The sequence below is a fragment of the Kocuria marina genome, from assembly GCA_014652975.1.
In the GTDB taxonomy this organism is placed as follows: domain Bacteria; phylum Actinomycetota; class Actinomycetes; order Actinomycetales; family Micrococcaceae; genus Kocuria; species Kocuria marina.
The window spans coordinates 1-12,195 of sequence record BMZV01000009.1; the positions used below are offsets into that span (position 1 = coordinate 1).

Consider the following 12,195-nt stretch of genomic DNA (forward strand, 5'->3'; position numbering starts at 1 on the left):
CTTGCGGACAGTGTCGTTCCTGGATGGACGGCCCTTGCCGCCACGTATCTCAGCAAGAATGCCGCCACATACCTGCAACAGTCACAACGACGAAGGCCAAAACCGCGACGGAGAGCGACCGTTTCATGGGGGATCTACTTTCTCGGTGTGATGCGTGAGGGGAAATTCGAGCATACTGCGGCGATTTTGGCGTCGGGATCGAACAGGCGTCCATGACGGAGCTCAGAGGGTTGGACTGGTTCGATTCCCGGGTACGAGTCCTCGAGAACCTTTCCCAGGCAGTGTCGGTCCGACCGTCCTCGGCAGCGCCGCCCCCGCTCTGAGAACTTCATGACGCGCAATGGTTAGGCTGGGGTCCCCGCACACGTCCCGAACGCCATGGAGGACACGGTGGAACACTTCCCCACGTTGACCGAGACCGTTGCCGCCCTGCGCCGCGGGGAGGTGACGAGCGAGGAGCTGACCCGGCGGACGCTCGAGCGGATAACCGAGCTCAACGCGCACTTGGGGGCCTTTGTCCATGTGGCCCCAGAGACCACCCTCAAGCGGGCCCGCAGCGCGGACGAGCGGCTCTCGAGCGCCCGAGGCGACTCCGAGGAGGATGCCTCCGCGCTCCCCGCCCTGCTGGGTATCCCCACCGCGCTCAAGGACGGGCACGACGTCGCCGGGATGCCCACCACGTGGGGCTCACTGACCACGCGGGACGAGACCGGTACCGTGCCGCCCGCCGCCGTATCCGAGCCGCTCGCCGCGACCCTCGAAGCCTCCGGTGCGGTGATCCTCGGCAAGACCCAGGTCCCCGAGTTCCTGCTCAATTGCTATTCGGAGAATCGCGCTTTCCCTCCGGCCCGCAACCCGTTCGCCCTGGACTGCTCCCCTGGCGGGTCCTCCGGGGGTCAAGCGGCCGCCGTGGCCGCGGGGATCCTGCCCGGGGCCGTGGGTTCCGACGGCGGCGGCTCCATCCGGATCCCCGCGGCGGCCTGCGGACTCATCGGCCTGAAACCCAATCGTGGGCGTGTCCCGAGCAACGACGCCCTGTCCAACGTGGGACAACTTGGGGTCAACGGCCCCATCACGCGCACCGCCAGGGATGCCGCCCTGCTCATGGACGTGCTGTGCCACACCCCCGGACACGATCGGATCGACCGCCCCGTCCGGGCCGCGCCCGAGCCGTCCTTCACGGCAGTGGTCGACGCCGCCCTGGCCGGGCGGATGCCGTGGGGTGAGCGCCCGTTGCGGATCGGTGTCAGCACGGCGTCGCCCTTCGACGAGACCTACGACATCTCCGTATCACCCGAGGCGCGTGCCGCGCTCGACGACGGGGTGCGGCGCCTCGAGCGGGCGGGGCACAACGTCGTCGACGCCCGGATCTCCTACGACCCGGCCTACCCGGACGCGTTCTTCCGGCTGTGGAGCACCGTCATGGGGCAGCTGCCGCTAACCGGGCAGGAAGGACAGCTCACGGGCCTGGCCCGGGCGTTCCGGGACCGCGCGCTGACACGGTCCGCGGTGGATCTCGCCGATGCCGTGGCGGTCCTGCGGGACATCGAGGCCAATGTGATCAGCCAATATGCCCAGTACGACATGATCCTCACTCCGGCGCTGGCCATGCCCCCGCGCCCGATCGGCTGGTTCCACGAGGGCTTCGACATCACCGACCCCGCCGGTGCCGAGCAGGATTATATGCGGCAATGCCAGTACACCCCGTGGACCTCCCTGATCAACGTGGTGGGGCTGCCCGCGATCACGATCCCCACCACGTGGGCTACACCCGAGCGAGGCAACTATCCCGGGCCGGTGCCCATGGGCGTGCACCTGGTGGGAGCGGCGTCGTCCGAGGCGTGGCTGCTCGCGCTCGCGGCGCAGTTGGACCCGCCGACCACGCCGCGCGCGTCCTTGGTGGCCTGACGGCACCTGCTCTGAGTGCGAGCTGCGAGCCCGCTGCCACCGGCCGTTCGGGCCCCGGCGTGCGGTGCGCGGAAACCTGCGGAAAACGACTGACGGGCGCCGCGATCGGGACTAGGTTTGAACCATGACCAACCGTGCGGGCACCGTCGCCCAACCCAGTGACCTCGTGGACATCGACCAGCTCCTGGCCGCGTACTTCGACCGCGTCCCGGACGCGGACGATCCTGACCAGCGTGTGGTGTTCGGCACCTCCGGGCACCGCGGGTCCTCACTGAAGACCTCGTTCAACGAGCACCACATCGCCGCGATCACCCAGGCGATCGTGGAGTACCGCGCGGAGCAGGGGATCACCGGGCCACTGTTCATGGGCAAGGACACGCACGCGCTGTCCGGACCCGCGCAGGACACCGCGCTGCAGGTGCTCGCGGCCAACGGCGTGCGCACCCTGCTGGACTCCCGGGACGGCTTCACGCCCACCCCGGCGCTGTCCCACGCGATCCTCACGTACAACGCCTCCGAGCCCGCGGACCGCGCGGATGGCATCGTGATCACCCCGTCCCACAACCCGCCCACCGACGGCGGCTTCAAGTACAACCCCCCGCACGGCGGTCCCGCGGACACGGACGCCACCGAGTGGATCGCGAACCGCGCCAACGATCTCATCGCGGCGGGCCTCGATGGTGTGGAGCGGGTGCCCCTGGAGGAGGCCGCCGCCGCGGAGATCACCGGGACCTTCGACTTCCTGGACAGCTACGTCTCCGCGCTGCCGGAAATCATCGACCTCGAAGTCATCAAGGAATCCGGGCTGCACATCGGCGCGGATCCCATGGGCTCGGCGTCCGTGGCGTACTGGCAGGAGATCGGCGAGCGCTTCGGGCTGAACCTGACCGTGGTCAACCCCGAGGTGGACCCGCAGTGGGCGTTCATGACGCTGGACTGGGACGAGAAGATCCGCATGGATTGCTCCTCCCCCTCGGCCATGGCGTCCCTGATCGGCAACCGGGACGAGTACGACATCGCGACCGGCAACGACGCCGACAGCGACCGGCACGGCATCGTGACCCCGGATGCCGGGCTCATGAATCCTAACCACTACCTGGCCGTGGCCATCGACTACCTCTACCGCAACCGTGCCGGGTGGTCCCCGGAAGCCGGGATCGGCAAGACCCTGGTGTCGTCCTCGATCATCGACCGCGTGGCCGACTCGCTGGGCCGCCGGTTGGTGGAGGTCCCCGTGGGCTTCAAGTGGTTCGTGCCCGGTCTGCTGGACGGATCCATCGGCTTCGGCGGGGAGGAATCCGCGGGCGCGTCCTTCCTTCGGATGGACGGTTCCGCGTGGACCACTGACAAGGACGGCATCATCCTGGCGCTGCTCGCCGCGGAGATCACCGCACGCACGGGCAAGACGCCGTCGCAGCGCTACGCCGAACTCACCGAGCAGTTCGGGGATCCGGTGTACGAGCGCATCGACGCCCCGGCCGATCGCGAGCAGAAGGCCGTACTGAAGAAGCTGTCCGCCGAGCAGGTCACCGCGGAGACCCTCGCCGGGGAACCCATCATCGCCAAGCTCACCGAGGCGCCGGGTAACGGCGCCACTGTGGGCGGGCTGAAGGTGGTCACGGAATCCGCGTGGTTCGCGGCCCGGCCGTCCGGGACCGAGGACGTGTACAAGATCTACGCGGAGTCGTTCAAGGGCGCGGAGCATTTGGCGCAGGTCCAGAAGGAGGCCAAGGCGCTCGTGGATTCAGTGATCGGCTGAGACCGCAGAACGCGGGACGTCACGGAGGCGGCACTCACCGACGCGGCGTCCCCGAGCCGTCCCGGCGGTGTGGCCTCCCTGCGCAGCAGGGCCGTGAGCGGGAGGGCGTGCAACTGCACGCCCTCCCGCTCGTTGTCGACCATGAGCAGGTCCCGATTCCCGATGGAGGGCCCCCGTGCCGCACTCGAGAACGTCGACCAGCGCTCCACCCCGTCCCCAGCCGCTGGGCAGTCCACGTAGCGCCCGCCACCCGCCCCCACCCCCCCATTCTCGGACCCGCCGCCGTGCTGCAGTCCGAACCATGGCACCGCTTCCCGGCCGCCCTGGGCCCCGCCACCCACCTCTTCTCGGGGCCCGGCTGGCACGCCCTGGTCGTTGAGGAGACCTCACGGTCGGGGCGGCTCTGGTACGCGCCGTACGGCCCCGTGCTCACCCACCCGAGTGGCGCGCACGTCGTAATCGAGCTGCTGCACCACACGACGGGCCGCCGAGGTTTCACCGCGCACGGCTCCGACTCCCTGCGCACGGCCGCCCGCGTGCTGGGCGAGACCGGGGGCTGCACCGCCTTCACGAGCTCGGTGGGCGGCACCGTGGTCAGCGCGCTGCTTCCCTACGACTCCCCCACCACATGGGTGTTCGCCCCCTCCGGGATGGACTTCGCGCTGCGCAAGCTACGCCCCAACCAGCCGCTGATCGTCCAGGCGCTGCTCGACGCCGCAGCACAGGGTCAGCCCGTGGCCGACCTCTTCGGGGTGGCCTCCGCGAACGACCCCACCCACCCCTGGACGGGATGCAGCGCGTTCAAGCGATGTTTCGGCGGGGCGGCCGGAACCGTCTCCGGGGGTCGAGCCGCCCGTGCCCTCAGCGCACCGGGTCCTGCGGGTTCCACGCGCGGGTGTAGAAATCGGTCGAGCGGGACTCGAGCAGCAGTGCGTACTCCTCCGGGTCCATGGCCTGGGCCGAGCCCTGGGGAGGCTGTTGCCGCCGGACGGACGTGCCGAGGCCCGCCGCGCCGTCGTGCACCGATAGCCCCGCCGCCTCCAGGAGGGTGGGGTACATGGACAGCTGGTCCGCGCCCGCCCGCAGGGGCTGGTCCGAGGACTCCCCCGGGATCCACACGCGGTTGAAGATGGTGCGGTTGGGGTGGTGGTCCAGCTGCTCGTGGAACGCGTCCCCGGCGCTCATGTGCTTGAGGTGGTCCCCCATGACCACCACGGAGGTGTCCTCCAGGTAGCCCTGGACCCTCATGTGCTCGATGAAGCCCGCCACCTGCGTCATGGAGCACGCGAACACCGAGGTCACCTGGTTCTGGGTGTCCACGCCGCAGGAGTCGTAGACGTGCACCGGTTCGTGGGTGTCCAGGGTCAGCATGGACAGGTTGAACGGCTGGCCCGTGCGCTCGGAGCGGGCGTGCAGACGGTCCACCTCGTCCTTCGCGTGGGCCATGAGCCGCTCGTCGCTGAGCCCCCAGTCGCCGCGGAAGTTCTGCTCCGGCTCGCCGGCGGCCCGCCAGTCCGCGAGCCCCTTGTCCTCCGTGTAGCCGTGCGATCGCAGGAAGGCGTCCTTGCCGGCGAACGAGGAGTTGGCCCCGCCCAGGAACGTGCTGGTGTAGCCGTGGTTCTGCAGCACGTCCCCCAGACACATGACGCCTCCCAGGTACTGCTCCATCCCGGCGCCGATGTCACTCGAGCTGATGCCCTCCCCCGAGCTCTTGAGGGGGATGCCGCACTGGGTGGATGTGAGCCCGGCCATGGTCCAGCCGCCGCCCTCGTACTGCTGGAGGTCGGTGACGCTGCGCCAGCCGTCCTCCGCGCGGGTGACGTCCTCCAGGGGCTTGAACGCATTCTTCTCGAACAGCTGGTCGTCCGCGAGGGTCTGCTCCCCCGACTCGAGGTAGACCACCACCAGGTTGCGCTTGCCCTCGTCCCCGGTGACGGTGGGCTGGACGTAGCGCGATCCGATGTCGTGCGGGAACTTGGCGGCCTTGACGTAGCGGGGCAGGTCCACCGCGGACGCGAAGCTCGCGGTACCCCCCACCACCACCGCCGCCACCGCGATCGCGGAGACGGATCGGACCACGCCGCGCGGGGCGCGCGCAGTGGGCCCGGACAGGCGGCGGCGCCGCCACACCCACCGGCCCAGCGCGACCGCCAAGGTCAGCAGCACGGGAAGCACGCCGATCAGCAGCACCGAGACCCACACGATCGACCCGCCGCCGCCGTCCGTCTGCACGGACACCAGGTTCATGCGCATCTGCCCCACGGAGATCTGACCCCAGTAGTGCCGGATCACCCCGGCGGCCGCCAGCAGGGTGAGGCCCAGCCAGATCAGGCCGTAGCAGAGCCCTCGGCCCGTCCACCGGCCCAGCCGTCTGCTCGCACGCAGAAAACCCTCGGACATGTTATGGACCTCGTGCTCCTCGATCACCGGTGCCAGCCGGCACCGCCGCGGCCCGGGCACGGTGTGCCCCCCGCCTACATATTCGTGTTCCTTCAAGGGTAGGACATGTTCCGGCCACCTGCTGTTCACCTTGTGGGCCCGCGACGGCGCCGGACGCAGCAGGGGGAGCCCACTGTCCGAGGCGGCGCCGCTCGGTCCAGCGCGAGCCTGATGCTGTCCGCAGCCGGGCCGGGGAGCGCCTGTCCCGTTCAGCTCGCGTGGGTGAGGGCCTGCACCCAGACGGCCTCCGCCGCGAGGATGCCGAGTTCCACCGTGACCCCACCGGACGCTACCGTGCCCACAACGTCGGGTGGCCCCTGCGTCGCCAGAGCTGCGGGCGAGCTGTCCCCCGGGACGTCACCGCCCGGCGTCGTGCCCCCGCCGGCTACGCGCACGCGCACCGTGGCGCTGCGGTCCGGACCCGGAAGCACCCGCAGCACCGCGCCCGGCCGAATCTCGGCCTCCGCGAGCACCCGCAGGGTCTCGGGGCTCTCGTCCGAGACGCGCGTGACCCGCACGGGCTCCGGGTGGGTGACGTCCCCGAGCGGAACGGCCGGGGCGGGAGTGATCACCCCGTCCCGTGAGGGGATCGCATCCCCGTGCGGGTCCTCGGACGGGTGGCCGAGCTTGGCGTCCACACGGTCGATGAATCGGTCGGTGACGGCATGCTCGAGAACCTCGGCCTCGTCGTGGATCTCGTCCCACGTGTAGCCCAGCTCGGTGGCCAGGAACATCTCCAGGATGCGGTGGCGGCGCACCATGTGCACGGCCACGTCACGTCCCTCGGCGGTCAGCTCCACGACCCCGTATGCGGGCCGGGTCACCAGGCCCTGTGCGGTGAGCTTCTTCAGCGCCTCGGACACGGTGGAGGCCGCCAGACCCATTCGCGCGGCCAGCGACGTGGTGGTCACCCGCTCCGGCTCCCACTCGCCCAGCCGCCAGATGGTCTTCAGGTAGTCCTGGGTGGCCGGGCTCAGCTCTGCGGGGTGCACGCGTTAAGCCTAGCGGCCCTCCGGGGACGTTCCCAAGGGTGCGCCCCGCGGCGTTCGCGCCGGGGATGACAGACGGTGACGACGGCGCTGCACCCCCTCTGGGGGCCGCGCCCGGGGTGTGTCCGGGGTCGTTTCGGGTGCCGCGGCACCCGGCGACGCCGCGCCGTCGGCTGGGTGCGAGGGGGCACCGTGCGACGTCGTCAGGCCGTGCGACGGTGACGTGCCTGCGCGCAGGGCCGCTGCGGCGGAATGACTCCCGCAGGAGGCGTGCAATAACGGAGCAAACGCAGAAAATGGCGCTCAGATCTGCATGTGCTCCGTTATTGCCCATCGTAGGCCGCGGCCGTGCCGGGCTCCACACCGGGCTCGGCCGGGGCATCACTCGTACGTATAGAACCCCTGCCCGGAGCTGCGCCCCATGTGACCCTGGTCGATGAACTCCCGCTTCACGCGTTCCGCAACCCGCTGGGACTCCTCGGTCCCCGCATTCATGTTGATCTGGTAATAGGTCTCCATGCCCACGTGGTCTAGGATCTGGAACGGGCCCAGGGGAGAGCCGGTGGCGGTGCGCCAGGTCTTGTCGATGTCCTCGGCCTGTGCGATGTCGTTGACCCACAAGTGCGATGCCGCCGTCAGGAACGGCACCAGCAGGGTGTTGAGGATGTAGCCCGCCTGCTCCTTCTTGATGTGGATGGGCACCATACCGATCTGCCCGGCGAACTCCAGGACGGCCTCGGCCGCGGCGGGGTCCGTGCCCGCGTGCCCCATGACCTCACCGGTGTTGTTGCGCCACACCTCGTTGGCGAAGTGCAGCGCCAGGAACCGCTCCGGGTGGCCTGTGGACTCGGCAATGTCACTGGGCAGCAGCGTGGAGGAGTTGGTGCACAGGACGGTCTTCTCCGGCGCGGCCGCACCGATCTGGGACCACACCTTCTTCTTGAGCTCCAGGTTCTCGGGCACGGCCTCGATCACGATGTCTGCGTCCGCGAGGGCCGTCTCGAGATCCGTGGTGCCGCTCAACCGGGCCTTGGCCGCCTCCAGTTGCCCGGGGGTGGCCGCCATGTCCCGCGTGTACAGCAGGGACAGCTTCTCCCACTTGCCGGGCAGCGCCCCGACGATCTCCTCGCTAATGTCGTACACGGTCACGGTCTTGCCGAAGTACGCCGCCTGGAACGCGATCTGCGATCCGAGCACCCCGGATCCGATCACGGTCACGTTGGTCAGTTCAGCCATGATGTCCTCCCCCACTACTGTGTGAGTCACGCTCGCGCGAGTCGGCCTCCCGCGGGCCCGGTGGCCACGGGCGTGGCCCCCGTCATTCACCCTACTCGCCCGTAGATTTCTCGCCAGGCGCCGACAACGCCGCACGGCCACCTCCCGCGGCACCTCACCACCGCGCGTGGGCCCCGCACCACCAGTCGGGCCCCACCCGCGCACTAGAATCCTCGGGGCGGCACCCACGGCCCGCCCAGGACAAGGAGCACCCATGAGTTCGTCGGTTTCCCCCGACCACACCCCGCCACCGCAGGACGAGCAGCACGAGCCGCGCAAGCAGGACCGGCGCGGCGGCGTCGTCGAGCGCCTGGGCCTGAACTGGCGGCTGCACGGGGACGGCAGGCACGTGGCCCCCGGTGATGTGGTGACCCCGCGGGAACGGCTCGCCTGGCCGCGGACCATCTCGATCGGCGCGCAGCACGTGGTCGCGATGTTCGGCGCCACGTTCCTGGTGCCGCTGCTCACCGGCTTCCCGCCGGCCACCACGCTGTTCTTCTCGGGCATCGGCACGGTGCTGTTCCTGGTGGTCACGGCGGGGCGGGTGCCCAGCTACTTGGGGTCTTCGTTCGCGTTCATCGCCCCGATCACCGCGTCCGTGAATCAGTACGGTCCGGGTGGCGCGCTCGGCGGCGTGATCATGGCCGGTGCCGCGCTGTTCCTGATCGGCGTGATCGTGCAGATCGCGGGCACGGGGTGGCTGCAGAAACTCATGCCACCGGCCGTCACGGGCACCATCGTGGCCCTCATCGGTTTCAACCTGGCCCCCTCCGCCAAGCAGAACTTCACCGCGGCACCCGTCACGGCCCTCGTGACCCTGGGTTCGATCATCCTGATCTCGGTGTTGTTCCGCGGGCTGCTGGGCCGCCTGTCCATCCTCCTGGGCGTGGCGATTGGCTATGTCACCGCCGTGATCCGCGGTGAGGTGGACTTCACTTCGATTCAGGCCGCATGGGATGAACAAGGCGTGTTCGGCCTGCCCCAGTTCCACTCCCCCGAGTTCCACCTCAACCTGGCCGGGTTGTTCATCCCGGTGATCCTGGTGCTCGTGGCGGAGAACATCGGTCACGTGAAGTCCGTGGCCCTAATGACCGGCGACGACCTGGACCCCTACATGGGCCGCGCCATCATCTCGGACGGACTGGCCACTATGATCGCGGGCTCCGGCGGCGGGTCCGGCACCACCACGTACGCGGAGAACATCGGAGTCATGGCCGCCACGCGCGTCTACTCGACCGCCGCGTACTGGGTGGCCGCGCTCGTCGCGATCCTGCTGAGCGTGCTGCCCGTCTTCGGCGCCGCGGTGGCCACGGTCCCCCAGGGTGTGCTGGGCGGAGCGGCCACGGTGCTGTACGGCATGATCGGCATGCTGGGTGTGCGGATCTGGGTGCAGAACCGCGTGGACTTCTCCAACCCGGTCAACCTCACCACCGCGGCAATCGCCATGATCGTGGGCATCGGCGACTACACCTGGTCCGTGGCCGGGCTCGACTTCGCGGGCATCGCCCTGGGCACCGCCGCCGCCCTGGTGGTCTACCACCTCATGGCGGCCATCGCCCGCGCCCGCGGCTCGGTGGGCTCGGACCCGCTCACCCCGGACTCTTCGCAGAGCCCGTCGCCGCTGGGCTGACGCGCGGCTCACACACTGATCGGCAGGTCCGATTCCTGGTCCGCCACGTCCCGGATCCGGGCCATGTCCACCTCGGCCACCGTGGCCGGCTCCCACTGCGGGTTCTTGTCCTTGTCCACGACCATGGCGCGCACGCCCTCGATGAAGTCGTGGCCCACCGCAGTGTCCTCCGCCATACGCAGTTCGCGGCGCAGGCAGGAGACGACGTCGTCGTCCTGCGCGCCGCGCTGCAGCAGCTCGAACACGCGCGCGAGCGACGTGGGGCTCATCCCGTCCAGGTCCGAGCCCGCGTTGCGCACGACCTCCTCGAAGCCGTCCGCACCGTAGGTCGCCACGATCTCGTCCCAGCGCCCCACGAGTTCGGATTCCGGGGCCTGCTTGGCGTACGACGACGTCGCGGCGTCCACTCCGTCCGCCAGCACGGTGTCCACGAACGCGTCCACATCCGCGGAATCGATGTAGGTGTCCGCCAGCCCCAGCGCGATCGCATCCGCGCCGTTGATACGCGCACCGCTCAGCCCGAGGTAGCGGGCGACGGCGAGGGATTCGTGGCGAGCGGCGTCGTCGTCGGTCGAGGAACCGGCACCCCGGGTGACGCGCGGCAGGAAATAGCTCGCGCCGATGTCCGTGAAGAAGCCGATGGCCGTCTCCGGCATGGCCATCTGTGTGGTCTCCGTGACCACTCGGTGCGAACCGTGCACGGACAGGCCCATGCCGCCGCCCATCACGATGCCGTTCATGATGGCCACATAAGGCTTGGGGTAGCGCGCGATGATCGCGTTCATGGAGTACTCGGTGCCGAAGGCGTCGCGGATCTCGTCCTGGCGGCCGCCCAACGCCGCCTCGCGGACCTCCTTGATGTCCCCGCCCGCGCAAAACGCCTTGGCGAGCTGCGAGCGGATCACGACCTGCGTGATCGCGGGATCGTCCCGCCACATCTGCAGTGCGCTGACCAGCTGGTGGTACATGCTGCGGTTCAACGCGTTCAGCGCCTTGTCACGGGTCAGGGTCAACAGCCCGGTCTGGCCCTGGATCTCGGCCCGGACGAACGATTCTTCAGTAGCCTTCATGTTTCCCATGCTAGCCAGCACCATGGGCTCATGTGACGACCAGCATGCCCCCGAGGGCGGTGGCCGCCACGACGACCGTGGAGATCGCACCGAGCAGCACGGGCTTGAAGCCCACTCGCACGAGTTCCTTGGCCTTCACCCCGAGCCCCAGCGCGAACATCGCCATGCTGAGACACCACGTCTCCAGGGTGCCCAGGGCTCCCATGACCGGTTCAGGTACGACGCCGCTCGAGGCCACCAGCGCGGCGAGCACGAACCCCACCACGAACAGGGGCACGATTGGGGGTCGCTTGCCGTTGCGGGCGGCGGTGCCCGAACGGCGCGCCCGGATCCCCACGATCGTCATGATCGGCGCGAGCATGACCACGCGGGTCAGTTTGACCAACACCGCGGACGCCAGTGCCGCCGAGCCGATGGCCCCGCCTGCGGCCACGACCTGGGCGACCTCGTGGATCGAGCCGCCCGCCCACAGACCGGCCTGGTATTCGGTCAACCCCAGGGCCCCGCTGAGGAGCGGGATCACCGGGATCATCAGACTGCCGTAGAGCACCACGAGTCCCACGGCGGTCGCGACGTCCTCGTCCTCCGAGTCCGTGACCCCCTCCACCGCGGCCACGGCGGCGGCCCCGCAGATCGAGAACCCGCACGCGATCAACAGGCGCTGTGCACGCGGGACCCCCATCAGGCCGCCGATCCACACCGTGGTCAGGATGCCCACGCCGACCACGGCCACGACGACCGCGATCATCCCGAAGCCGAGTCCCGCGATGTCCTGGAGCGAGACGGACAGGCCCAGCAGGACGATGCCGACGCGCAGGACCCACTTGGCGGCCACGGCGATCCCCGGAGCCAGAACCCGGGGCAGCCGGACCACGTTGGCGATCAGGGCGCCCACGGCGATCGCGATCAGCAGCGGGCTCACCCCCGGGATCAACCACCCGAGCACGAGGGATACGGCCATGCCCACAGCGCAGAACGCCAGCCCGGGGAGGACCGCAGCACGGGAACCCGGTCGCCGTTCAGTGCCAGGGGCAGCCGGGGGCGCGGGCATCGTCGCACGCGCCACTGGAACAGGATGCATGGCCGATGCCGCGGCTGCGGCGGTTGCCGAGGTCGACGCCGCTC

General features: G+C 69.7%; 8 protein-coding genes and 1 pseudogene. 4 read left to right on the plus strand and 5 right to left on the minus strand.

The genetic code is table 11. The features are described from left to right. Positions 1-390 precede the first annotated feature (390 nt). The 3 genes and pseudogenes from IE157_RS12430 to IE157_RS13030 all read left to right on the plus strand — a co-directional run. Positions 391-1,908, plus strand: a complete 1,518-nt coding sequence (locus IE157_RS12430) for an amidase (protein WP_082943496.1) — start codon at positions 391-393, stop codon at positions 1,906-1,908. Between the two features lie 124 nt (positions 1,909-2,032). Beyond that, positions 2,033-3,667, plus strand: coding sequence for a phosphoglucomutase (alpha-D-glucose-1,6-bisphosphate-dependent) (gene pgm, locus IE157_RS12435; RefSeq protein WP_098055800.1), 1,635 nt, complete (start codon positions 2,033-2,035; stop codon positions 3,665-3,667). 425 nt (positions 3,668-4,092) lie between these two features. Beyond that, positions 4,093-4,407 (plus strand): annotated as a pseudogene (locus IE157_RS13030) (GNAT family N-acetyltransferase); the annotation flags it as partial. Positions 4,408-4,528: 121 nt separating this feature from the next. On the opposite strand, the gene IE157_RS12445 reads toward IE157_RS13030, so the two are convergent. From IE157_RS12445 to IE157_RS12455, 3 genes are all read right to left on the minus strand, one after another. Then, entirely contained in the window at positions 4,529-6,067 is a 1,539-nt protein-coding gene (locus IE157_RS12445) for a sulfatase-like hydrolase/transferase (RefSeq protein WP_193520139.1), read from the minus strand. Positions 6,068-6,315: 248 nt separating this feature from the next. Next, positions 6,316-7,098 carry a metal-dependent transcriptional regulator gene (locus tag IE157_RS12450; protein ID WP_193520140.1) on the minus strand — a complete coding sequence of 261 codons (783 nt, stop codon included), beginning with the start codon at positions 7,096-7,098 and terminating at the stop codon, positions 6,316-6,318. Between the two features lie 378 nt (positions 7,099-7,476). Continuing rightward, positions 7,477-8,331: a 3-hydroxyacyl-CoA dehydrogenase gene (locus tag IE157_RS12455; protein ID WP_098055808.1), complete on the minus strand. Its 855-nt coding sequence runs from the start codon at positions 8,329-8,331 to the stop codon at positions 7,477-7,479. Positions 8,332-8,584: 253 nt separating this feature from the next. Here IE157_RS12455 and IE157_RS12460 point away from each other — a divergent pair, with 253 nt between their 5' ends. Beyond that, complete coding sequence (locus IE157_RS12460; RefSeq protein WP_318281486.1) at positions 8,585-10,000, plus strand: uracil-xanthine permease family protein; 1,416 nt, start codon at positions 8,585-8,587, stop codon at positions 9,998-10,000. A gap of 8 nt (positions 10,001-10,008) precedes the next feature. Here the strand turns inward: IE157_RS12460 and IE157_RS12465 are convergent, their stop codons facing one another. Together IE157_RS12465 and IE157_RS12470 are read right to left on the minus strand one after the other, a co-directional pair. Beyond that, positions 10,009-11,070: an enoyl-CoA hydratase/isomerase family protein gene (locus IE157_RS12465; RefSeq protein ID WP_260850708.1), complete on the minus strand. Its 1,062-nt coding sequence runs from the start codon at positions 11,068-11,070 to the stop codon at positions 10,009-10,011. Between the two features lie 28 nt (positions 11,071-11,098). Beyond that, positions 11,099-12,151 carry a YeiH family protein gene (locus tag IE157_RS12470; protein WP_404820646.1) on the minus strand — a complete coding sequence of 351 codons (1,053 nt, stop codon included), beginning with the start codon at positions 12,149-12,151 and terminating at the stop codon, positions 11,099-11,101. Positions 12,152-12,195 lie beyond the last annotated feature (44 nt).